The organism is Candidatus Symbiopectobacterium sp. NZEC127 (assembly GCF_025962675.1).
In the GTDB taxonomy this organism is placed as follows: Bacteria; Pseudomonadota; Gammaproteobacteria; order Enterobacterales; family Enterobacteriaceae; genus Symbiopectobacterium.
In genome coordinates, this window is the sequence record NZ_JAGFPG010000003.1 from 102,148 (window position 1) to 124,148 (window position 22,001).

The 22,001-nt window shown below is 54.0% G+C and carries 20 protein-coding genes; 10 read left to right on the forward strand and 10 right to left on the reverse strand.

All coding sequences use genetic code 11. The features are described 5' to 3' along the window. The first annotated feature begins 15 nt into the window (after window positions 1–15). The 8 genes from mutL to J5069_RS14000 all read left to right on the forward strand — a co-directional run bounded on the left by mutL (window position 16) and on the right by J5069_RS14000 (window position 8,700). Window positions 16–1,929 carry a DNA mismatch repair endonuclease MutL gene (gene mutL, locus J5069_RS13965; RefSeq protein ID WP_264644457.1) on the forward strand — a complete coding sequence of 638 codons (1,914 nt, stop codon included), beginning with the start codon at window positions 16–18 and terminating at the stop codon, window positions 1,927–1,929. Next, on the forward strand, window positions 1,926–2,870 hold the full coding sequence (gene miaA, locus J5069_RS13970) for a tRNA (adenosine(37)-N6)-dimethylallyltransferase MiaA (RefSeq protein ID WP_264644458.1): 945 nt from the start codon (window positions 1,926–1,928) through the stop codon (window positions 2,868–2,870). The genes mutL and miaA overlap by 4 nt, the downstream gene beginning before the upstream one ends. A 149-nt stretch (window positions 2,871–3,019) precedes the next feature. Beyond that, window positions 3,020–3,319, forward strand: a complete 300-nt coding sequence (gene hfq, locus J5069_RS13975; RefSeq protein WP_252321358.1) for an RNA chaperone Hfq — start codon at window positions 3,020–3,022, stop codon at window positions 3,317–3,319. Between the two features lie 92 nt (window positions 3,320–3,411). Beyond that, on the forward strand, window positions 3,412–4,692 hold the full coding sequence (gene hflX / locus J5069_RS13980) for a ribosome rescue GTPase HflX (RefSeq protein WP_264644459.1): 1,281 nt from the start codon (window positions 3,412–3,414) through the stop codon (window positions 4,690–4,692). Between the two features lie 91 nt (window positions 4,693–4,783). After that, window positions 4,784–6,031 (forward strand): FtsH protease activity modulator HflK, encoded by a 1,248-nt coding sequence (hflK, locus tag J5069_RS13985; protein ID WP_222159847.1) that lies wholly within the window; start codon window positions 4,784–4,786, stop codon window positions 6,029–6,031. Window positions 6,032–6,033: 2 nt separating this feature from the next. Beyond that, window positions 6,034–7,023 carry a protease modulator HflC gene (gene hflC, locus J5069_RS13990; protein WP_264644460.1) on the forward strand — a complete coding sequence of 330 codons (990 nt, stop codon included), beginning with the start codon at window positions 6,034–6,036 and terminating at the stop codon, window positions 7,021–7,023. Between the two features lie 79 nt (window positions 7,024–7,102). Beyond that, complete coding sequence (locus J5069_RS13995; RefSeq protein WP_264623813.1) at window positions 7,103–7,303, forward strand: DUF2065 domain-containing protein; 201 nt, start codon at window positions 7,103–7,105, stop codon at window positions 7,301–7,303. A 98-nt stretch (window positions 7,304–7,401) separates the two neighbouring features. Then, window positions 7,402–8,700, forward strand: coding sequence for an adenylosuccinate synthase (locus J5069_RS14000; protein WP_264644461.1), 1,299 nt, complete (start codon window positions 7,402–7,404; stop codon window positions 8,698–8,700). A 72-nt stretch (window positions 8,701–8,772) separates the two neighbouring features. Here J5069_RS14000 and mpl read toward each other — a convergent pair whose 3' ends face one another. Continuing rightward, complete coding sequence (mpl, locus tag J5069_RS14005) at window positions 8,773–10,164, reverse strand: UDP-N-acetylmuramate:L-alanyl-gamma-D-glutamyl-meso-diaminopimelate ligase (protein ID WP_264644462.1); 1,392 nt, start codon at window positions 10,162–10,164, stop codon at window positions 8,773–8,775. A 166-nt stretch (window positions 10,165–10,330) separates the two neighbouring features. Here mpl and fbp point away from each other — a divergent pair, with 166 nt between their 5' ends. Next, window positions 10,331–11,335: a class 1 fructose-bisphosphatase gene (gene fbp, locus J5069_RS14010; RefSeq protein WP_264644463.1), complete on the forward strand. Its 1,005-nt coding sequence runs from the start codon at window positions 10,331–10,333 to the stop codon at window positions 11,333–11,335. A gap of 98 nt (window positions 11,336–11,433) precedes the next feature. On the opposite strand, the gene ruvX is transcribed toward fbp, so the two are convergent. The 7 genes from ruvX to metK all read right to left on the reverse strand — a co-directional run bounded on the left by ruvX (window position 11,434) and on the right by metK (window position 16,972). Then, window positions 11,434–11,862: a Holliday junction resolvase RuvX gene (gene ruvX / locus J5069_RS14015; RefSeq protein WP_264644464.1), complete on the reverse strand. Its 429-nt coding sequence runs from the start codon at window positions 11,860–11,862 to the stop codon at window positions 11,434–11,436. Beyond that, the gene (locus tag J5069_RS14020) at window positions 11,862–12,425 is read right to left on the reverse strand and encodes a YqgE/AlgH family protein (RefSeq protein ID WP_264644465.1); all 564 of its coding nucleotides are present in this window, start codon (window positions 12,423–12,425) and stop codon (window positions 11,862–11,864) included. Before J5069_RS14020 ends, ruvX begins: the two co-directional genes overlap by 1 nt. Window positions 12,426–12,589: 164 nt before the next feature. Then, on the reverse strand, window positions 12,590–13,549 hold the full coding sequence (gshB, locus tag J5069_RS14025) for a glutathione synthase (RefSeq protein WP_264644466.1): 960 nt from the start codon (window positions 13,547–13,549) through the stop codon (window positions 12,590–12,592). A gap of 12 nt (window positions 13,550–13,561) precedes the next feature. Further along, the gene (rsmE, locus tag J5069_RS14030) at window positions 13,562–14,296 is read right to left on the reverse strand and encodes a 16S rRNA (uracil(1498)-N(3))-methyltransferase (protein ID WP_264644467.1); all 735 of its coding nucleotides are present in this window, start codon (window positions 14,294–14,296) and stop codon (window positions 13,562–13,564) included. A gap of 120 nt (window positions 14,297–14,416) precedes the next feature. Further along, a complete protein-coding gene (gene endA / locus J5069_RS14035; RefSeq protein ID WP_264644468.1) occupies window positions 14,417–15,115 on the reverse strand; it encodes a deoxyribonuclease I in 699 nt (232 codons plus the stop codon). Between the two features lie 102 nt (window positions 15,116–15,217). Continuing rightward, the gene (locus J5069_RS14040; protein WP_264644766.1) at window positions 15,218–15,730 is read right to left on the reverse strand and encodes a SprT family zinc-dependent metalloprotease; all 513 of its coding nucleotides are present in this window, start codon (window positions 15,728–15,730) and stop codon (window positions 15,218–15,220) included. A gap of 90 nt (window positions 15,731–15,820) precedes the next feature. After that, a complete protein-coding gene (metK, locus tag J5069_RS14045) occupies window positions 15,821–16,972 on the reverse strand; it encodes a methionine adenosyltransferase (protein ID WP_264644469.1) in 1,152 nt (383 codons plus the stop codon). 791 nt (window positions 16,973–17,763) lie between these two features. Here metK and speA point away from each other — a divergent pair. After that, window positions 17,764–19,740: a biosynthetic arginine decarboxylase gene (gene speA / locus J5069_RS14050; protein ID WP_264644470.1), complete on the forward strand. Its 1,977-nt coding sequence runs from the start codon at window positions 17,764–17,766 to the stop codon at window positions 19,738–19,740. A gap of 66 nt (window positions 19,741–19,806) precedes the next feature. Here speA and J5069_RS14055 read toward each other — a convergent pair whose 3' ends face one another. Then, entirely contained in the window at window positions 19,807–20,394 is a 588-nt protein-coding gene (locus J5069_RS14055) for a helix-turn-helix transcriptional regulator (RefSeq protein WP_264644471.1), read from the reverse strand. Window positions 20,395–20,959: 565 nt separating this feature from the next. Then, window positions 20,960–21,712, reverse strand: a complete 753-nt coding sequence (locus J5069_RS14060; protein WP_264644472.1) for a M48 family metallopeptidase — start codon at window positions 21,710–21,712, stop codon at window positions 20,960–20,962. Window positions 21,713–22,001 lie beyond the last annotated feature (289 nt).

A 22,001-nucleotide genomic window follows, 5' to 3' on the forward strand; every position in this document is an offset into this window, starting at 1 on the left:
AACAGAGGAACTCGCATGCCGATTCAGGTTCTGCCTCCCCAACTGGCTAACCAGATTGCCGCCGGAGAAGTGGTGGAACGCCCCGCTTCCGTGGTGAAGGAACTGGTGGAGAACAGTCTCGATGCTGGGGCGACCCGAATTGATATCGATATCGATCGCGGCGGGGCAAAACGCATTCGGATTCGTGATAACGGCACGGGAATCGGCAAAGACGATCTGGCCTTGGCGCTGGCGCGTCATGCAACCAGCAAAATTGCCACGTTGGACGATCTCGAAGCCATTATCAGCTTAGGTTTTCGCGGTGAGGCGCTGGCGAGTATCAGTTCCGTTTCACGCTTAACGTTGACGTCTCGTACGGCGGAGCAGAACGAAGCCTGGCAGGCCTACGCGGAAGGCCGAGATATGGCGGTGACGGTAAAACCGGCAGCGCATCCGGTGGGCACCACGCTGGAAGTGCTCGATCTGTTCTACAACACCCCCGCGCGGCGCAAATTCATGCGCACAGAAAAGACAGAATTCGCGCATATTGATGAAGTGGTGCGACGCATTGCGCTGGCGCGCTTCGATGTGGCGATCACCCTTAACCATAATGGTAAAACGATCCGCCAATACCGTGCCGCGCCGGACGCCTCGCAGCATGAGCGCCGCGTTGGCAGCATTTGCGGGCCGCTGTTTTTGCAGCACGCGCTGCGGATTTCCTGGCAGCACGGTGATTTGTCCATCCACGGCTGGGTGGTTGAGCCCGAGGGTGCAAAACAACTGACCGACATGCAGTATTGCTATGTCAATCAGCGCATGATGCGCGATCGGTTGATCAATCACGCTATCCGTCAGGCTTATCAAGACAGTTTGCACGGTGAGCAGCAGCCCGCCTACCTGCTGTTTCTTGAAGTGGACCCGCACCAGGTTGACGTCAACGTGCATCCGGCCAAGCACGAAGTGCGTTTCCATCAGTCGCGCCTGGTGCATGATTTTATCTATCAGGCGGTGGTGAGCGTATTACAGCAGGCGTCTGAGCTGCCGTTGGCGGCCGTGGCCTCTGACGCCGCAACCGGGACCATCGCATGGCAGCCGGAGAATCGCATCGCCGCAGGGGAAAACCAATTTGCGCAGCCCGCACGCACGGTGGAGCATGCGCCAGCGAAAACCGCAGACATTCCGGTGCGCCAGATGAAGGAGAGTGTCCCGGCCTATCCGTCGCGCGGTTCTCAAACGCAAGGGCGAGGGCCTATGCCCCTCACTGGTGCCCCTTACCAGAAAAAACAGGGTGAGCTTTACCAGACTTTATTGAAACCGGCGTCCGTAGCGGAAACCGTTCAAGAAACTGGCGATACGGCCGTGCCAGCGACTGTGCCGGATATGGATCCGGTCAGCGTGACTCAAGGCTTCGGCCGTCTGCTAACCGTGTTTGCGCCCAGTTTCGCGCTGGTGGAGTATCAGCACGGGTTGGCGGTGGTGTCATTGACGTACGCCGAACGTTACCTTAAGCGCACGCAACTGTTGCCGCCGGAACAAGGATTACGTCCGCAACCGCTGCTGATTCCACAACGCTTGACGGTGGAAAAAAATGAACGCGAAGCGCTGCTTCATCATCAGGCACTATTGGCGCAGTTTGGTATCGATATCGCGTTGGAATCCCAGAGAGCGCTACTGCGCGCTGTACCTTTACCATTGCGCCAACAAAATTTACAAAACTTGATCTCTGAACTGTTAGGCTATCTTGCGTTGCAACCTGCGTGCACGCCTGAGCAACTGGCGACCTGGTTGTCGGAGCAACTGCACAGCGACCACGAACGTTGGAGCCAGGCGCAGGCGATACAACTGTTAACAGAAATAGAGCGCCTTTGTCCGGAACTGCCAAAACAGCCGCCCGCATCGCTGTTGCAGCGGGTTAGCGTGGAAGATGCCATTAAGGCTTTGAAAGTATGACTGAATTAGTGAACGCGGCCCTTCCCCCGGCGATTTTTATCATGGGGCCGACCGCGTCAGGAAAAACCGCGCTGGCGATGGCGTTGCGACAATCGTTGCCCGTTGAGTTGATTAGTGTGGACTCTGCCCTTATCTATAAAGGTATGGATATTGGCAGCGCCAAACCCAGCGCCGAAGAGTTGGCTCAGGCTCCACACCGTCTGATTGATATTCTCGATCCGACGCAGGCGTATTCCGCTGCGGATTTCCGCCGCGATGCGTTACGGGAGATGGCGGAGATTACCGCTGCCGGGCGCATTCCCCTGCTGGTGGGGGGAACCATGTTGTACTTTAAGGCGCTGCTGGAGGGATTGTCACCGCTGCCGTCAGCCGACATGGCCGTGCGTGAGCGCATCGAAGCGCAGGCGCGTGAGCAAGGGTGGGAAGCACTGCACCGCCAATTGTGTGAGATTGATCCCGTTGCAGCGGCTCGGATTCATCCAAATGATCCGCAGAGACTGTGTCGGGCACTGGAAGTTTTTTTCGTTTCAGGTAACACTTTAACCGAGCTGACAAAAACAGCGGGTGAGGCGTTGCCTTACCGTGTGCATCAGTTTGCCATCGCACCGGTGACGCGCGAGTTGTTGCACGCGCGTATCGCGCTGCGTTTTCAGCAGATGCTGGCGGCAGGATTTGAGGCGGAAGTCCGTTTGCTCTTTGCCCGGGGCGATTTACATCAGGATTTGCCGTCTGTTCGTTGTGTTGGTTATCGCCAGATGTGGTCATATTTATCCGGCGAGTTTGATTACGATGAGATGGTGTTCCGGGGTATCTGTGCGACACGTCAGTTGGCGAAACGTCAAATGACCTGGTTGCGCGGTTGGGACGGCGTTCATTGGTTGGACAGTGAAAAACCGCAGGATGCGTTTGAACGTGTGATGGCGGTGGTACAGGCACCTTGATGTGCGGGTTTATTATGCGCGCATAGTTAGTGCATAGGGTGGCCGATTGTGTACAATTGGCGAGTCTCAGCGCACAACTTTTTTACATCATTATTTTAGAGCCTTGGGGTTCTTTGTTACAAACAACAAGCAAATAAGGAAAATATAGAATGGCTAAGGGGCAATCTTTGCAAGACCCGTTCCTGAACGCGCTGCGTCGCGAACGTGTTCCGGTTTCTATTTATTTGGTGAATGGTATCAAGTTGCAGGGCCAGATCGAGTCTTTCGATCAGTTCGTTATCTTGTTGAAAAACACGGTTAGCCAGATGGTGTATAAGCACGCTATCTCCACCGTGGTGCCGTCTCGTCCGGTTTCTCATCACAGCAATAACCCTGGCACCAGCAACTACCATGGTGGTTCGTCTGCAAATCAGCAGTCGTCGGCGCAGGAAAGTGATGACGCGGAATAACGCGTATTGCGCTTTCACCCCGGTGGGGAGCTTGTACACATCGCTAACGCTTTCCACCAGGGTGTTTTTCGTTTGTTTGAGAGGTCGCACGTTTGTTTGACCGTTATGAAGCCGGTGAACGGGCCGTATTGGTTCATATTTATTTTTCGCAAGACAGAGATACGGACGATTTGCTGGAGTTTGAATCTCTGGTTTCCTCCGCCGGTATCGAGTCATTGCAAGTGATCACCGGTAGCCGCAAGGCACCGCACTCCAAATATTTTGTGGGTGAAGGCAAGGCGGAAGAAATTGCGCAGGCGGTGAAAGCCACCGATGCCTTTGTTGTGCTGTTCAATCATGCGCTGACGCCTGCTCAGGAGCGTAACCTTGAGCGTTTGTGCGAATGCCGTGTTATCGACAGAACCGGATTGATTCTGGATATTTTTGCCCAGCGTGCGCGTACTCACGAGGGGAAATTGCAGGTTGAACTGGCGCAGTTGCGTCACCTTGCCACGCGTTTGGTAAGGGGATGGACGCACCTTGAGCGTCAGAAAGGGGGGATTGGCCTGCGTGGGCCGGGTGAAACCCAGCTCGAAACTGACCGGCGCTTGTTGCGTAACCGTATCAGCCAAATCCTCTCTCGCCTTGAGCGCGTGGAGAAGCAGCGTGAACAAGGGCGTCGCGCCAGAACGCGCGCGGATGTGCCCACGGTTGCACTGGTGGGCTACACCAACGCCGGAAAATCCACCCTGTTTAACGAAATGACAGCGGCAGGCGTTTATGCTGCCGATCAGCTGTTTGCCACACTGGATCCTACGCTGCGACGGATTAATGTTGTGGATGTCGGGGATACGGTGTTGGCCGACACCGTGGGATTTATTCGTCACTTGCCGCACGATTTGGTGGCGGCGTTTAAAGCGACATTACAGGAAACGCGTCAGGCGTCGTTGCTGTTGCACTTAGTGGATGCTGCCGATCCTCGTATTAACGAGAATATCGTGGCGGTAAATGACGTGCTGGCGGAAATCGAGGCTGATGAGATTCCTGTGCTGCTCGTGATGAACAAAATCGACATGTTGGACGGTTTCGTTCCGCGTATCGATCGCAACGAAGAGAATGTGCCGGTCAGGGTATGGCTTTCTGCCCAGACGGGTGACGGAATTTCGTTGTTATTTCAGGCATTGACGGAGCGGCTATCAGGGGACATCGCACATTATTCTCTGAGCCTTCCTCCGCAGGCAGGACGCCTTCGTAGTCGTTTTTACCAGCTTCAGGCAATAGAAAAAGAATGGATTGAGGAAGACGGTCGCGTGGGTCTTATCGTGCGTATGCCGATGGTGGACTGGCGTCGTCTTTGCAAACAAGAGCAAGAACTCGCGGATTATGTGGTTTGAGACTGACTTGTTGGTCGATATCGGCATCGTTCTGCGGACTCTGGGATATTGAACCTGAAGAACACCAATCATAAAAGAATGGAGCTAAAACATGGCGTGGAATCAGCCCGGTAATAACGGACAGGACCGCGACCCGTGGGGGAGCAGCAATAATCAAGGCGGCAACTCTGGCGGAAACAATAATAAAGGCGGCCGGGATCAAGGTCCTCCCGATCTGGATGATATCTTCCGCAAGCTGAGCAAAAAGCTGGGCGAACTGGGCGGAAGCAGGAATTCAGGTAACGGCGGCGGCACCTCTGGCAGCGGCCTGGGCGGCCGTGTCGTGGGTATTGTCGCGGTGGCGGCAGTGGTGATTTGGGCCGCGAGCGGCTTTTACACCATCCGAGAAGCCGAGCGCGGCGTAGTAACACGCTTTGGCAAGTTCAGCCACCTGGTAGGGCCGGGTCTGAACTGGAAACCGACATTTATCGACTCGGTTCGTGCGGTAAACGTGGAGTCTGTGCGTGAATTGGCCACATCGGGCGTGATGTTGACGTCGGATGAAAACGTGGTGCGCGTGGAGATGAACGTTCAGTATCGTGTCACTGAGCCGGAGCGCTATCTGTTTAGTGTTACCAATGCTGACGACAGTCTGCGTCAGGCGACGGACAGCGCCCTGCGCGGCGTTATCGGTAAATACACCATGGACAAAATCCTCACTGAGGGGCGCTCCATCGTGCGTACTGACACGCAACGCGTATTGGAAGAGACCATTCGTCCGTACAACATGGGGTTAACCCTGTTGGACGTTAACTTCCAGGCGGCGCGTCCGCCGGAGGAAGTGAAAGCTGCGTTTGATGACGCGATTGCTGCTCGCGAGAACGAACAGCAATACATCCGTGAAGCAGAAGCCTATGCCAACGAAGTGCAGCCGCGTGCCAACGGCCAGGCACAGCGTGTGCTGGAAGAGGCGCGCGCTTATCGCGCTCGTATCACGCTTGAAGCTCAGGGTGAAGTGGCGCGTTTTGCCAAGATTCTGCCGGAATACAAAGCCGCGCCAGAAATTACCCGCGAACGTCTCTATATCGAAAGCATGGAGCGCGTACTGGGACATACCCGGAAAGTGTTGGTTAATGACAAAGGCAACAGCCTGATGGTGCTGCCGTTGGATCAACTGATGCGCGGTCAGACTGGCAATGCCAGCGGTAACGCGACCAGTAACACCACGGCTGCGCCGATGCGTCTGCCGTCTGCACCGAATAACAACGGAGCAACCACCGGACAAACCCGTACCAGCACGGGTGGAACTGTCATGGACCAGCGTCGTGCAAACGCGCAGCGTGATTTTGGGAGAGAATAATAATGCGTAAGTCTATCGTTTTTATCCTCGCCCTAGTGCTGATGGTGCTCTATGCCTCAGTGTTTGTGGTGCAGGAAGGCCAGCGTGGGATCGTGATGCGCTTTGGCAAAGTATTGCGCGATGGCGAGAACAAACCCGTTATTTACTCGCCGGGCTTGCAGTTCAAAGTCCCGTTTATTGATACCGTGAAGACGTTGGATGCGCGTATCCAAACCATGGAAAATCAGGCCGATCGCTTCATTACTTCGGAGCAGAAAGACCTGATCGTGGATTCTTACATCAAATGGCGCATCAGTGATTTCAGCCGCTACTACCTGGCGACAGGCGGCGGTGACATTTCTCAGGCTGAAGTGCTGCTCAAACGTAAGTTCAGCGACCGCTTGCGCTCTGAAATCGGCCGTTTAGACGTGCGTGGTATTGTTACCGATTCTCGTGGTCGACTGATGTTGGACGTGCGTGATGCGCTGAATACCGGTACCGGTGAAACCACGGAAGCGGATAGCGCCATTGCCTCTGCTGCTGCGCGCGTGGAGCAAGAGACCAAGGGTGCGCAACCGCACATCAACCCGAACAGTATGGCGGCTCTCGGTATCGAAGTGATCGATGTGCGTATCAAGCAGATCAACCTGCCGACGGAAGTGTCGGATGCGATCTTCGCCCGTATGCGTGCAGAACGTGAAGCGGTTGCCCGTCGTCACCGTTCTCAAGGTCAGGAACAGGCTGAGAAACTGAAAGCGGCGGCAGATTATCTGGTGACCCGCACTCTGGCCGAAGCGGAACGTGAAGCGCTGATCATGCGCGGTGAAGGGGATGCGGAAGCGGCCAAGCTGTTTGCCAACGCGTTTAGCGAAGATCCGAACTTCTATGCCTTTATCCGTAGCCTGCGTGCCTATGAAGCCAGCTTCAACGACAATCAGGACGTGATGGTGCTCAGCCCGGATAGCGACTTCTTCCGCTATATGCGTTCACCCACGACCTCGCTTGCACGCTGATTAGCGTTACCGTTTTTCACCAAAAGCCCGTATGGTTATACGGGCTTTTTTAATGGCAAAATTTTTCATCGGAGTGGGTATGAGTATCACTATTTGGCTGGCGCTGGGCCTGGTCTTGATTGTGGAAGGGCTGGGGCCGCTGCTGTTTCCACGGATTTGGCGTCGTATGATCCTGGCGATGGCGCAGCAGCCAGATACAATTTTACGCCGTTTTGGCGGCGGATTAGTGGTTGCTGGCATTGTGATCTACTACATGTTGCGTCATCGCGCGGGAAGCTAAATTGCCTCAAAAAATGTGCGCAAACGTATGCTAAAAGTACTGAAAGCAACCAAGTGAGATGATAGAATCCATTTTTAAGCAACCTGGTGATTCTTGAAATGGGTAAGAACGTCGTCGTACTGGGCACCCAATGGGGTGACGAAGGTAAAGGCAAGGTCGTTGACCTGCTGACTGAACGGGCTAAGTATGTTGTGCGCTACCAGGGTGGTCACAATGCTGGTCACACTCTGGTTATCAACGGTGAGAAAACCGTCCTCCACTTAATCCCCTCTGGCATCCTGCGTGAAAACGTGGTTAGCATCATCGGTAACGGTGTTGTGCTGGCACCTGATGCGCTGATGAAAGAGATGACCGCATTGGAAGCGCGCGGTGTTCCGGTACGCGAACGTCTGCTGCTTTCTGAAGCTTGTCCGCTGATTCTGCCTTATCACGTCGCGTTGGATAACGCGCGCGAAAAAGCGCGTGGCGCGAAAGCTATCGGTACTACCGGTCGTGGTATCGGCCCTGCGTATGAAGATAAAGTGGCGCGTCGTGGTTTGCGCGTGGGCGATCTGTTCGATAAGCAGACGTTTGCCGTCAAACTGAAAGAGATCGTCGAGTACCACAACTTCCAACTGGTTAACTATTACAAAGTGGAAGCGGTGGACTATCAGAAAGTGCTGGATGACGTGCTGGCGATTGCCGACATTCTCACTGCCATGGTGGTAGATGTCTCCGATCTGCTGTTCAAAGCGCATCAGCGCGGCGATCTGGTGATGTTCGAAGGCGCGCAAGGCACGCTGCTGGATATCGACCACGGTACCTATCCGTACGTAACCTCCTCTAACACCACGGCGGGCGGCGTTGCCACCGGTTCTGGTCTGGGTCCGCGTTACGTAGACTATGTGCTGGGTATCGTTAAAGCCTACTCTACCCGCGTGGGTGCTGGTCCGTTCCCTACCGAACTGTTTGATGATGTTGGTGAACATCTGTCGCAGAAAGGCAATGAGTTTGGTGCAACCACCGGCCGTCGTCGCCGTACCGGTTGGCTGGATGCGGTTGCCGTGCGCCGTGCCGTACAGATCAACTCCCTGTCCGGTTTTTGCATGACCAAACTGGACGTGCTGGATGGACTGAAAGAAGTGAAGATCTGCGTCGGCTATCGTATGCCGAACGGTGATGAAGTGGATGTGACGCCGCTGGCGGCTGAAGGTTGGGAAGGCATCGAGCCTATCTATGAAACCCTGCCGGGCTGGACGGAAAGCACCTTCGGTGTGCAGGACCACAGCAAACTGCCGCAGGCTGCGCTGGACTACATCAAGCGCGTGGAAGAAGTCACCGGCGTGCCGGTTGATATTATCTCCACCGGTCCTGATCGTAGCGAAACCATGATCCTGCGCGATCCGTTTGATGCGTAATGTGTAAACCACACTAAACGCATCAACGAAAAAAGGACGGGAAACCGTCCTTTTTTGTTTTTCCGTTGTGTGTTACAGCTCGGTGCTTTCATCCTGCGCGGATGCCGCTTTCTTCTCCAACGCCGCCAGCAGCGTGTTGTGAATATTGCCGAACCCGCCATTACTCATCACCAGAATATGGTCACCCGGTTGAGCGGTTTTGGCGATCATATCCACCAGCGTGTCGATATCCGCGCTCCAGTGCGCCGGCTGCACACAGGCATCAGCCACTTCAACCACCTGCCACGGAATGTGCTGCGGCTGGAACAGGAACACCTCATCAGCACGGCCTAATGACGGGGCTAGCTCATTCTTGATAACGCCCATTTTCATGGTGTTAGAGCGTGGCTCCAGCACGGCCAAAATGCGTGCCGTTCCGCCCACTTTGCTGCGTAATGCGGCCAACGTGGCAAGGATCGCCGTTGGGTGGTGTGCAAAATCGTCGTAGACGCTAATGTTGTTGACGGTGCCGCGCAGTTCAAGGCGGCGACGGGCGTTGATAAATCCGCCCAGCGCACGGCAGGCTTCTTCTGCGGGCACGCCGACATGGCGCGCCGCCGCGATGGCCATCAGGGCGTTGTGCATGTTGTGCTCGCCCACCAGCTTCCAACGTACTTCGCCGACCCACTCATCGTTCAGATAAACCTGAAATTCGCTGGCATCGGTCGTGACTTTTTTCGCTTTCCAGACACCGTCGTCACCCACCAACTCCTGCTCGCTCCAACAGCCCATACCCATCACCTGTTTAAGGTGTAAATCATTGTCTGGCAATATGATTTTACCGGTTCCCGGCACCAGACGAACCAGATGGTGGAACTGTTTCTGGATGGCTTTCAGATCGTCAAAAATATCCGCATGATCGAATTCGAGGTTGTTCAGGATCAGCGTGCGCGGCGCATAGTGCACGAATTTTGAACGTTTGTCGAAGAACGCACAGTCATATTCGTCGGCTTCCACTACCATAAAGGTGCCGCCACCCAAGCGGGCAGAAACGGTAAAGTTGCCGGGAACACCGCCGATGACGAATCCGGGTTGGTAGCCGCAGGCTTCCAGAATCCAGGTTACCATCCCGGCGGTGGTGGTTTTACCGTGTGTGCCCGCAACGGCAATCACCCAGCGTTCACGCAGCACCGCGTCATGCAGCCACTGCGGTCCGGAGACGTAGGGAATGTTTTTTTCCAGCACCGCCTCGACGCAAGGGTTGCCGCGACTCATGGCGTTGCCAATGATCACCAGGTCCGGCGCGGGGTCTAACTGCGCCGGGTCATAGCCCTGAATGAGGCTGATGCCTTGTTCTTCCAGCAACGTGCTCATCGGAGGATAGACGTTGGCATCCGAACCGGTAACCTCATGTCCCAATGAACGAGCGAGCAGTGCCAAACCGCCCATAAAGGTGCCACAGATGCCCAAAATATGAATACGCATACATTTTCCATCAGTTCCTGAAAGTCTTCGCGTATTCTAGCGCCTGGATTACGCATAAGAAATGGATTTGACTAGGTGCGGCTTTCTGTTTGGGCTACACTGCATGCGCAAACATGAGCGGTGAAAACTGAAACCGCTTTTCATTCGTAGATTCTGGAATAGTGTTATGAAAACGTTAGGCGAATTTATCGTCGAAAAACAGCACGATTTCTCTCACGCAACCGGTGAACTGACCGCGCTGTTGTCCGCACTCAAACTGGGCGCCAAAATTATTCACCGTGATATCAACAAGGCTGGACTGGTTGATATCCTGGGAACCAGCGGCGTGTCGAACGTTCAGGGCGAAGTGCAGATGAAGCTGGATCTGTATGCCAATGAAAAACTGAAAGCGGCACTGAAAGCGCGTGGTGAAGTAGCGGGGATTGCCTCCGAAGAAGAAGATGAGATCGTCGTTTTTGAAGGCGACCGCGGTCTAAACGCCAAATATGTGGTGTTAATGGACCCGCTGGATGGTTCTTCCAACATTGATGTTAACGTATCTGTTGGCACCATTTTCTCCATTTACCGTCGTATTACCCCGTTGGGTACGCCGGTCACGGAAGCGGATTTCCTGCAACCGGGTAACAAGCAGGTGGCGGCGGGTTATATCGTATACGGCTCCTCGACCATGCTGGTGTACACCACCGGTCACGGCGTGCATGCCTTTACTTACGATCCTTCCCTGGGCGTTTTCTGCCTGTCGCACGAACGCGTGCATTTCCCGGAAAAAGGGAACATGTACTCGATTAACGAAGGGAACTACATCAAATTCCCGCAGGGCGTGAAGAAGTACATCAAGTACTGTCAGGAGCAGGATGAGGCCACGCAGCGTCCTTACACCTCGCGCTATATCGGCTCACTGGTGGCGGATTTTCACCGTAACCTGCTGAAAGGCGGCATCTACTTGTACCCGAGCACCGCAAGCTATCCGAAAGGAAAATTGCGTTTGCTGTACGAATGCAACCCGATGGCATTCCTGGCGGAACAAGCAGGCGGTAAAGCCAGCGATGGCGCACGCCGTATTCTCGATATTACGCCGGAAAAATTGCACCAGCGCTGCCCGTTCTTTGTCGGCACCGAATCCATGGTGAACGACGTGGAACATTTCATCGCTGAGTTCCCGGACGAATAGCGACGGTTTGCACCAACGCCGCTGAGAGGTATTGCCATATACCCTAACGACTTCGCGTGGCCGACCTACCCGCTACGTGAAAGAGGATGGGTATCCCTTTACTGCCCCGGCGTTTGACGACTAAACCAGCTTTCCAGAATAATGACGGCCGAGGTGGCATCCACCTGGCCTTTATTCAATGCGCGAAACCCACCGCGTTCAAACAGGTCAGCCCGTGCTTCTACGGTGCTCAGACGTTCATCCTGTAGTTCCACCGGTTTGCCGAAACGCCCGTGTAAACGGTTGGCGAACTTGCGCGCTCTTGCGGTCAGCTCCTGCTCGGTGCCATCCATGTTCAGCGGCAACCCCACCACCAGTAAATCAGGCTGCCACTCGTTGAGTATTTTCTCTACCTGGTTCCAGTCAGGCACGCCGTCCTGCGCCTTGAACGCCGTAAGCGGTCGCGCAGTGCCGGTGACTTCCTGGCCGATGGCAACGCCGATGCTTTTGGTGCCAAAATCGAAGGCCATCAGGGTTCGGTTGGTCATCAGGCATGCCCCGCATCGGCCACGATATTGTGGATATCGATACCAATCCTTTTCGCCGCCATGCGCCAGCGCTCTGCGATCGGGGTATGGAACAGGATATCGGCTTCTGCGGGGGCGGTGAGCCACACGTTCTCCAGCAGTTCTGTTTCCAATTGTCCCTGTTCCCAGCCGGAATACCCCAAGGCCACCATCGTTTCCCGTGGCTGTGTCGGTGTGCCCAGCGTCTCCAGCACATCTTTTGACGTGGTAACCATGACATCGCTGGAAATACTGATGCTGGAACCAAAACCCGACTGCGGCGTGTGCAGAATAAAACCGCGATCGTCCGCCAGCGGACCACCGGAGAACACCGGCTTATCCAGACGAATGTCGGGATCGCGAGGCGTCGGCTCGATACGCAGCTTGCTCAGGATGTCTTCTACCGAAAATTGGTCCATCGGTTTGTTGACGATAAGCCCCATTGCACCGTCTTCATTGTGCTCGAAAATATAGATCAGGGCGCGTTTGAATACCGGATCCTGAACGGCTGGCATGGCGATAAGAAAATGATGCTGTAAATTCATTGTGCGTGGTTATTCGCTCTGGTCAGGGGGAAGGGGAAGCCCGTGTTGCCACGGGCGGGTATCGGTGGGTATCCCTCATGCTGGGCACCGTAATGCAGGATACCTTAACGCGAAGTACATTAACGTAAAGCACATTAATGCCAAGAACCTTTACACCAACCACCTTAACGCTGGCGATCTGCCAGGCGGCGCTCAATGGCATCCATCAGCATACCGGTAATGGAAACGTCAGGAAATGCCGCTTCGATTTCCCGCGCGCAGGTAGGGCTGGTCACGTTGATCTCTGTCAGTCGATCGCCGATGACGTCAAGACCGACAAAAATCAGCCCTTTCTGTTTCAACGTCGGTGCCACCGCGCGCGCGATTTGCCAATCGCTTTCCGTCAGCGGGCGCGCTTCACCGCGTCCACCGGCAGCCAGATTACCGCGCGTTTCACCGCTTTTCGGGATACGCGCCAGGCAATAGGGCACGGGTTCGCCATCCACCACCAGAATACGCTTGTCACCGTCTTTGATGGCGGGCAGATAGTTTTGCGCCATGCAGTAGCGCTGGCCGTGTTCGGTCAGGGTTTCGATGATAACCGAAACGTTAGCGTCATCCTGTTTCAGCCGGAAAATCGACGCGCCGCCCATACCATCCAGCGGTTTGAGGATCACATCACCATGCTGCTGGTGGAACTGACGCAGCTTGTCGGCGCGGCGCGTGACCAGCGTATCCGGCGTCAGGTGCGGGAACCAGGCGGTAAAGAGCTTCTCGTTACAGTCACGCAGGCTTTGCGGCTTGTTGACGATCAGCGTGCCTTTTTCTTCCGCCCGCTCCAGGATATAGGTGGCATAGATGAATTCGGTATCGAACGGCGGATCCTTACGCATCAGGACCGCATCCAGTTCGTGCAGGGCGATATCCTGCTCGCCGTGGAAATCGTACCAGCCATCATAGTCGTACTGTACGCTGAGGCGACGCGTGGTGGCACGGGCTTCACCAGCATGAAGATAGAGGTCGTTCATCTCCATGTAATGCAGCTCATAACCGCGGCGTTGCGCTTCCAGCAGCATGGCAAAGCTGGTGTCTTTCTTGATGTTGATGGAATCGATGGGATCCATCACGATGCCGAGCTTGATCATGGTTTTTCTCCTTTACCCCACATCGCCGAAACGCACCTGTAAGGCGGTGATGGCGGTAAGTGCAGTCGTTTCAGTACGTAAAACGCGCGGCCCCAACAGAATGTCGGTGAAATGGTGCTGGGCCGTCATGGCTATTTCATCGGCAGACAGGCCCCCTTCGGGACCAATGAGTAACCGAACGCGCGCAAGCGGTACAGGCAGCGTGTTGATGCTGTGCGTCGCGCGCGGGTGTAAATTCAGTTTCAGGGCTTCATCGTGCTCGGCGCACCAATCCTCAAGCGTCATGGCGGGCCGGATTTCGGGAATACGGTTACGGCCACACTGCTCACAGGCGGCGATAGCGATTTTTTGCCACTGCGCGATTTTTTTCTCCAATCGCTCACCGTCCAGTTTCACGCCGCAACGCTCAGAAAACAGCGGTGTGATGACATTGACCCCGAGTTCAATGGATTTTTGCACGGTGAACTCCATCTTCTCGCCGCGCGACATCACCTGACCCAGGTGCAGATGGAGCGGTGACTCTTTGTCTTCCCCAACGCCGGGTTGCGTGCGGACGATAAGCTGCTTTTTACTGACCGACAGGATCTCGGCTGCAAAAACGTGGTTGCTGCCGTCAAAAAGCTGCAACGCGTCGCCCGGATTCATGCGCAGCACGCGGCCCACATGGTTGGCGGCATCCTCACTCAATTCGATGTCACCCCCCGTGAGCGGCACGGTCTCGGGGTGAAAAATACGCGGTATTCGCATAGGTCTATCTTGGCCTTTGGTGATTCACAAGCGCGTGTCCGGCGGCGATGTTTACGGTATCGCCGCAGTACATGTCGTGATCAGCGGCGTTGGTTGAACGCTCTATAGTAGGTAGTGGAACTAGCGCTGGCAAGCCTGCTGAACGTAAGGATTATGATTCCCCTGCTGCTCGGCAATGCGCTGGTCACGGGTGCATTCCCAGGAAGTCACGGGGTAGAGCTTGTCCCATGCGGTAAACAGCTGGGTTTGCTGGCTGGAAAGCTGCAGTTGGTAGCGATCGCGCATGTAAAAATAGGTCCGGGCGATGGCACCGCGTGCCCGCTCGGGCGGTTCTGCCAGCTTGTTTTTGAAATCAATCTTCATCGCGCATTGGCCGTACTGGCCTTCACCGCCGTTCCATTGACCATACATGAAGTTGCCGCGATCGCCATTCACCTCACCAATGCTGGGTTGCAGGTTGTGCAGATCGGTTTCCATGTCGCGATACACCTCATCGCCTGTGCAGTTTTTTCTGCCGCCGTCTTGCCAGCATTGACGTTGATGGCCGAACTGCCAGGCAGGCACCACGTGTTCCCACTCAATGCGCTGTGCGCGATCGGCGTTTTTGCGCACGGTATAACCGCAGGAGGCGAGATCGGGGGTGCCTTTTTTGCCTTCCCAGGAGATACGGCATCCGCAATAGAAGGAGCCGGGTGCATCCTGATGAATACGCACGGCAACGGCTTTGGCCTGAGTGAAATTATTGATGGTTTGCGCTGCGGCAAACGCCGAAAACAGTGCACCACTCAGTGTGGAAATAACAAGAATGTTGCGAAGCATATTCCAAATTTACCCCTTGGCGTAAAACGCGCAGAGTAGCGAACGTCGACGTATCGCGCAAATGGATACTGTACGTTTTATCGCGCCGTGAGGAGGAACGGCTTAGGTCTGTGGCGCGGCGTCGAGCTGTAGCGGCGTACCGCACTTCAGACAGCGATAAGTGGCATCGCCGCGTTGGGCCCGATAGTGGCGACGCACGCTCAACTGGTGCTGCTGGCAGGCGCAACGATAAGGATAGGTTTTGCCCTGCACGGAGGCAGTGGCGAAACGGTGGGTGCGTTTCGCCGGGGTTTGCAGAATCTGTTCCATCATCCAGCGCCACTCTTTGCCATGGGGCGCAACGCGGCCGAAGCGGGCATACACCAGCAGATGAGCCAGTTCGTGGGGAACCACCTCATCGATGAACGCTTGTTGGTTTTCCAGCAACAGCACCGGGTTCAGACGGATTTCCCATTGCTGTAGCCAGGCGGTCCCGGCGGTTGCACCGCGCTGCTGATAGCTGACGCTGGGCTCCGAGTACTGGCTGCCTAAGGCTTGATTAGCAAATTGCAGGCGTTCACGCAGACAGTGCATGACAGCGTGATGGAGAGCGATAGGAATGCGAGGCGTGTTCATGGCGTTGAGGATAGAACGAGGCAAAACGGGATGCAACTGAAAGGCGCATTCCTCTCCCGCCTTTGACCGGAGAGGAATGCCCTGTGGTGGTTACAGACCGGCAGACGCGCGCAGTTGTGCGGCCTTGTCGGTTTTCTCCCACGGGAAATGCTCGCGGCCAAAGTGGCCATAAGCGGCAGTTTCCTGATAAATTGGGTGCAGCAGGTCGAGCATCTGAATCAATCCGTAAGGACGCAGATCGAAGAACTCGCGTACCAACTGAGTGAGGCGCTCTGCCGGGATTTTTTCTGTGCCAAAGGTTTCGATCATGATTGAGGTCGGTTCGGCCACGCCGATGGCGTAGGACACCTGGATCTCACAGCGATCGGCCAAACCCGCAGCGACGATGTTTTTCGCCACGTAGCGCGCGGCATAGGCCGCAGAGCGGTCAACCTTGGACGGGTCTTTACCGGAAAACGCACCGCCGCCGTGACGCGCGGCACCGCCGTAGGTATCCACGATAATCTTGCGACCGGTCAAACCGCAGTCACCCATCGGGCCGCCGATAACGAAACGGCCTGTCGGGTTGATAAAGAATTTGGTGCTGGCAGAGAGCCATTCAGACGGCAGAACCGGCTTGATGATCTCTTCCATCACTGCTTCATGCAAATCGCTTTGCGCAATATCTTCTGCGTGCTGTGTCGACAGGACCACCGCGTCAATACCGACGATCTTGCCGTCATCATATTGGAAAGTGACCTGGCTTTTTGCATCCGGGCGCAGCCATGGCAGCGTGCCGTTCTTGCGCACTTCAGCCTGACGCTGTACCAAACGGTGAGCGTAGGTGATGGGAGCTGGCATCAGCACGTCGGTTTCATTGGTGGCATAACCGAACATCAGACCCTGGTCGCCCGCGCCTTGTTCCAGGGGATTGCTGCGATCGACGCCCTGATTGATATCCGGCGACTGTTTACCGATGGCGCTTAACACAGCGCATGAGTTGGCATCAAACCCCATCTCAGAGTTGACGTAGCCAATCTCACGTACCGTACGACGCGTGATTTCTTCAATATCTACCCAGGCGCTGGTGGTGATCTCACCGCCCACTAACACCATACCGGTTTTCACGTAAGTCTCACAGGCGACGCGCGCCTTGGGATCTTGTTCCAAAATGGCGTCAAGAACCGCATCAGAGATCTGGTCTGCAATCTTGTCCGGATGCCCTTCAGAAACGGATTCCGACGTAAAAAGGTGTTTAGCCATGCGTTTTATACCTTCAAAGCAAATGCTGTAGTAGTCGCGGTGTGTCAGTAAAACAGTATAGATGGATTAACATCTGGATGGCTATTCTAGGTCACTTGGCGGACGGATTACCAGCAGTTTTTTGTTTTTGAACGGCTATCATCGAAATTTTGTATTACCGTTTTTTTTCCGTTTAGCCGGTTGAAAAGTGATTTTCATTTTGCTTTTACCCCCACATATCGGTATAAACGGCGAGCGGTTGCAGTGTCCCGTAACGCGTAGCGGAAAGCGTATATGCTCCCTGTTTTGACCCATAGCCTGACCGCAATCCTTGCGGCGGCACGGAGGTGATAGGTTTAATGATCCACGGTTTGCCGAGTCCGTTGCATTTGCAACAGGTTTCTTTTGACGTATCGGCGTCAAATACTCAGCCTTTCTTTTTTTCTTCTCACTCTGCTGTTTCCCGAAGTCGCGTGTCCACGAGCTTAACGCAGGACTCCCGGGCAGGCTGATACGCCTATGTTCAGGGTTTTTGCCGCGTTTGCGTGCGTTGTCTTTCTACTATTTTTTAGCTGTGTAACCCAACGCGTGTGCTGCCGCCTTTGTTGCGCAGGCACGGATTGTTACGTTTTCTTTCGCGGGTGCGACGGAGTCTGATAGCGTGTTTTACTACACTAATAAAGGTCACATAACGGCGGCATACTGCATGCAGCCAGTTTTTTCACCGCTGTCGCCATCAACGTGGGTGGAAGTGACACAGCGTTTTGGGACAGGTCGTAATGTGATGAGTGGAATGAATAAAGAGGTGCGTTATGTCTGACGATATGATTGAAAATGGCTCGTCAGCGACGGGTAAACGTGAACATTTACGCTCTATGCAAGAGGTGGCCATGAATGACCGCAATGCCAGCGAGATGCTACGGACGTACAACATTGCCTGGTGGGGCAACAACTATTACGACGTGAACGAGTTGGGGCATATCAGCGTTTGCCCGGATCCGGACGTGCCGGAAGCCCGCGTTGATTTGGCGCGGCTGGTGAAAGAGATGCAGCAGGACCACCAGCGTTTGCCTGCGCTGTTCTGTTTTCCGCAAATCCTGCAACACCGTTTGCGTTCGATTAACGCCGCGTTTCGTCGTGCGCGGGAGTCCTTCGGCTACGAAGGCGGCTATTTCCTGGTGTACCCCATCAAGGTTAACCAGCATCGGCGCGTGATTGAATCGCTGGTGAATTCGGGTGAACCGCTGGGGCTGGAGGCGGGCTCAAAAGCTGAATTGATGGCGGTGCTGGGACACGCGGGTATGACGCGCACCGTGATCGTGTGTAACGGTTACAAGGATCGCGAATACATCCGTCTGGCGCTGATCGGCGAGAAATTGGGGCACAAGGTGTATCTGGTCATCGAGAAGATGTCCGAGATTAAACTGGTGCTGGAAGAAGCTGAGCAGCTCAACGTGGTGCCGCGCCTTGGCGTGCGTGCGCGTCTGGCCTCGCAGGGCTCAGGCAAGTGGCAATCCAGCGGCGGTGAAAAATCCAAGTTTGGTCTGGCTGCGGTGCAGGTTCTGCAACTGGTCGAGATGCTGCGCGAAGCGGGGCGTTTGGACAGCCTGCAACTGTTGCACTTCCATCTCGGCTCCCAGTTGGCCAATATTCGCGATATTGCCACTGGCGTGCGCGAATCCGCCCGTTTCTATGTGGAACTGCACAAGCTGGGCGTCAATATTCAGTGTTTCGACGTCGGCGGTGGGCTGGGCGTCGATTATGAGGGCACCCGCTCTCAATCTGACTGTTCGGTCAACTATGGCCTGAATGAATACGCGAATAACGTGATTTGGGGCATTGGCGATGCCTGTAATGAACACGGTCTGCCGCACCCGATGGTGATCACCGAATCCGGGCGTGCGGTTACCGCACACCACACGGTGCTGGTGTCCAACATTATCGGGGTGGAGCGCAACGAGTTCAGCGAGCCGATGCCGCCGGAAGAGGACGATCCCCGCGCGCTGGAAAGCCTGTGGTCAACCTGGCAGGAAATCAAAATGCCGGGAACGCGGCGTTCCTTGCGTGAATGGTTGCACGACAGCCAGATGGACTTGCATGATGTGCATACCCAATATACGCACGGGATGTTAAATCTGACGCAGCGTGCGAAAGCGGAGCAGCTCTATCTCAGCATCTGCCAGCAGATTCAGCAGCAGCTTGATCCTAGCAACCGCGCGCACCGTCCGATTATTGACGAGTTGCAGGAACGCATGGCGGATAAATTGTATGTGAATTTTTCGTTGTTCCAGTCGATGCCGGATGCCTGGGGGATCGATCAGCTGTTCCCGGTGATGCCGCTGGAAGGTTTGGACAAACTGCCTGAGCGCCGTGCCGTGCTGCTGGATATTACCTGTGACTCGGACGGAACCATCGACCATTACATCGATGGTGATGGTATCGCGACCACCATGCCGATGCCGCCTTATGACCCGGAAAATCCGCCGCTGCTGGGCTTCTTTATGATTGGGGCCTATCAGGAGATCCTGGGCAACATGCATAACCTGTTTGGCGATACGGCGACGGTGGATGTTTACGTGTTCCAGGACGGCTCCATCGAACTGGAAGAGTCTGATGAAGGCAATACGGTGGCAGACATGCTGGAGTACGTGCAACTGGATCCCGAAGTCCTGATGTCGCGTTTCCGCGATCAGGTGAAAGAGACCAACCTGCCTGCTGATATTCAGTCGCAGTTTTTGGATGAGTTCGAAAGCGGCCTGTATGGCTACACTTACCTGGAAGATGCCTAGTCTGAAGGCATAAAAAAGGGAGGCAATAGCCTCCCTTTTTATCTCTGTTTAATACAGGCAACACGCTTAAGGCGCATTGGCGCTGCCTTCACCCAGTTTAATGATTTGTCGTTTAAACAGAATGGTGGCAATCAGCAGCAGGGAATTCTTGTCGTGCACGCCGTATTTGTTTAACAGCCTTGCTTTGCTGTTCAGTACTGACTTTTTATTAATCCCCACCCGTTCGGCGATCACTTCCGGCGAATACCCCTCGCTCCAGTACCGAAATACCGCATGCTCGGATTTGGAGAGTTTAACCGGCTGGGCGGCACCACTTTCATGAATCTCTTCTATATTCAATATGTTAGAGAAGTATCCGATCGGCGTTGATTTAGGGATAAGCACCGTTTTTTCATCAATGCAAACGGGTTCGTGGTTTGAGTTATTAATAATGATGAAAACGGAAACAATGTCATAAAAGTGACATTTTATCGACGCGTAGTATTCCTCGAAGCCTTCACTCGCGCCATCGATGATAAAAATGCATTTTTTTCTTCCCTGGGGTATCAATGTAAATCGATTTGCAGACTTTACATGCAACGCGGGGACACGTGAAAAAATTTCACGTAAGCCGACAAGCGTAAAGTTGCATTTGCTAAAAATTCTCACATCCATGGTGTTTTGACTTTATGAGTTTATTCAAAAAAAACATATCTCAAATATTGTTGTCAATATTGCGCTCGTCGGGTTAGTCGTCCAAAAACCACTTTGAAATAATTTGAAATATTTATCTGTCTTACGAATCCGCTATCTCAAAAATAGGACTAACGAAAATAATTAGTCTATCTCAATGATAAAATTGACAAATTTTTACAACTCTCGCGTGACTATCATATCAAATTTAGGGAATTTTCCTATTAAAAAATATAATGTATTGAAAATACATGGTGTTACGCTATCGAATTAATAGGTATTAGCGAGAAGGTTAATTACTATAATTGATTGAAATTATGTAATTAATTACTTTTATTTATTTAAGTGATAACGGAACATGGATGAAGGCGAAAAACTTTTATTTATCGTGCCATCAGAGGGTGCGCCATCGTTATTATAAATTATCCATACAAATAAAATGACTTCTCTGTTAAGGGAAGATTAATAGCGTGGGGTAATTCCTTTAGCCGATAATTACAGCGACGTACCGATTCGATACATCGCTGCGGTGAGGGTATCTGTCGGGTTACTTGCCTGCGGCGATACGATCGCGAATATGTTGCGCGCGTTCTTCTGCGGCAGGGTGTGAATCAAACATGCTGCTTTGTCGGCCCGCATCCAGTTTGGCCAGTTTCTCAAAGCTGCTGGCTAATCCTTGTTGATCGATACCGCGCCGTTTTAGCAAGTCGAAAGAGTAGTCGTCGGCCTGACGCTCTTGCGTCTGCGAAAACTGGGCATTCACCAGTTTTTCTCCCATATCCGCCAATTGGGATTGTGATAATGAGGTCGCCACGCCGCCCGCCGAGGCGACGGCAGTGCGGGCCGCGCTGGTGGCATAGGCTACCTGCATCGCCTTACGGCTATGACCCAAGGCCACATGCCCCATTTCATGCCCCAATACGCCTTCGACTTCATTGTCCGTCATGATATCCATTAACCCGCTGTAGACGCGGATGCAGCCATTGGCCATGGCCCAGGCATTCACGTCTTTGGTCAGGTACACCTTGTAGTTGGCGGGGGTGCCATTGATATCGTGGCCGAGCGCATCGGCGATGTTGTTCAGCCGTTTTGTATAGCTGCTGTCGGCGGGCGCGATTTTGGCCTCTTTATCCATTTGTGCACAAGACTGTTCGCTGAGCGTTTTTACCTGCGCGTCGCTCAGCGTCGCCGCCTGAAACGCTTGCACCCCTGATTGCATCAAGGTGTTGTTATCCAGATTTTGACAGCCGCTCAGCAGGCTGGTGATAGTCAGAGCTAACAGCGGTGTTCTGATCCTCATACCCTTATCTTCCTCACTGGTTTTCAGGCTCATGCAGATTCTGCTCACGGTTAGGCAGAAATGATGTTCCTTTTTATCGACCACTATGATGAAACCCGGTTTCAAAATAGAGGAAAGCGAATGGTCTTAATATCGGAAAACGGCGAATTCACTCGCACTTTCAGCAGGCTTTGCTGCATGTAGGATAGCTAAAATCCTGTTTGGCGCAAAATAGCCATGAAATCCTGTTATTTCGCCAATGGTTCCATGTGCAATCGCCAGCATTTTCATGTACATTTATAGCCATCTC

Excerpts from the sequence above, each read along its gene's own strand:
- mutL (WP_264644457.1), top strand. The coding sequence starts at position 16 with ATGCCGATTCAGGTTCTGCCTCCCCAACTGGCTAACCAGATTGCCGCC.
- miaA (WP_264644458.1), top strand. The coding sequence starts at position 1,926 with ATGACTGAATTAGTGAACGCGGCCCTTCCCCCGGCGATTTTTATCATG.
- hfq (WP_252321358.1), top strand. The coding sequence starts at position 3,020 with ATGGCTAAGGGGCAATCTTTGCAAGACCCGTTCCTGAACGCGCTGCGT.
- hflK (WP_222159847.1), top strand. The coding sequence starts at position 4,784 with ATGGCGTGGAATCAGCCCGGTAATAACGGACAGGACCGCGACCCGTGG.
- hflC (WP_264644460.1), top strand. The coding sequence starts at position 6,034 with ATGCGTAAGTCTATCGTTTTTATCCTCGCCCTAGTGCTGATGGTGCTC.
- J5069_RS13995 (WP_264623813.1), top strand. The coding sequence starts at position 7,103 with ATGAGTATCACTATTTGGCTGGCGCTGGGCCTGGTCTTGATTGTGGAA.
- J5069_RS14000 (WP_264644461.1), top strand. The coding sequence starts at position 7,402 with ATGGGTAAGAACGTCGTCGTACTGGGCACCCAATGGGGTGACGAAGGT.
- mpl (WP_264644462.1), bottom strand. The coding sequence starts at position 10,164 with ATGCGTATTCATATTTTGGGCATCTGTGGCACCTTTATGGGCGGTTTG.
- fbp (WP_264644463.1), top strand. The coding sequence starts at position 10,331 with ATGAAAACGTTAGGCGAATTTATCGTCGAAAAACAGCACGATTTCTCT.
- ruvX (WP_264644464.1), bottom strand. The coding sequence starts at position 11,862 with ATGACCAACCGAACCCTGATGGCCTTCGATTTTGGCACCAAAAGCATC.
- J5069_RS14020 (WP_264644465.1), bottom strand. The coding sequence starts at position 12,425 with ATGAATTTACAGCATCATTTTCTTATCGCCATGCCAGCCGTTCAGGAT.
- gshB (WP_264644466.1), bottom strand. The coding sequence starts at position 13,549 with ATGATCAAGCTCGGCATCGTGATGGATCCCATCGATTCCATCAACATC.
- rsmE (WP_264644467.1), bottom strand. The coding sequence starts at position 14,296 with ATGCGAATACCGCGTATTTTTCACCCCGAGACCGTGCCGCTCACGGGG.
- endA (WP_264644468.1), bottom strand. The coding sequence starts at position 15,115 with ATGCTTCGCAACATTCTTGTTATTTCCACACTGAGTGGTGCACTGTTT.
- J5069_RS14040 (WP_264644766.1), bottom strand. The coding sequence starts at position 15,730 with ATGAACACGCCTCGCATTCCTATCGCTCTCCATCACGCTGTCATGCAC.
- metK (WP_264644469.1), bottom strand. The coding sequence starts at position 16,972 with ATGGCTAAACACCTTTTTACGTCGGAATCCGTTTCTGAAGGGCATCCG.
- speA (WP_264644470.1), top strand. The coding sequence starts at position 17,764 with ATGTCTGACGATATGATTGAAAATGGCTCGTCAGCGACGGGTAAACGT.
- J5069_RS14055 (WP_264644471.1), bottom strand. The coding sequence starts at position 20,394 with ATGGATGTGAGAATTTTTAGCAAATGCAACTTTACGCTTGTCGGCTTA.
- J5069_RS14060 (WP_264644472.1), bottom strand. The coding sequence starts at position 21,712 with ATGAGGATCAGAACACCGCTGTTAGCTCTGACTATCACCAGCCTGCTG.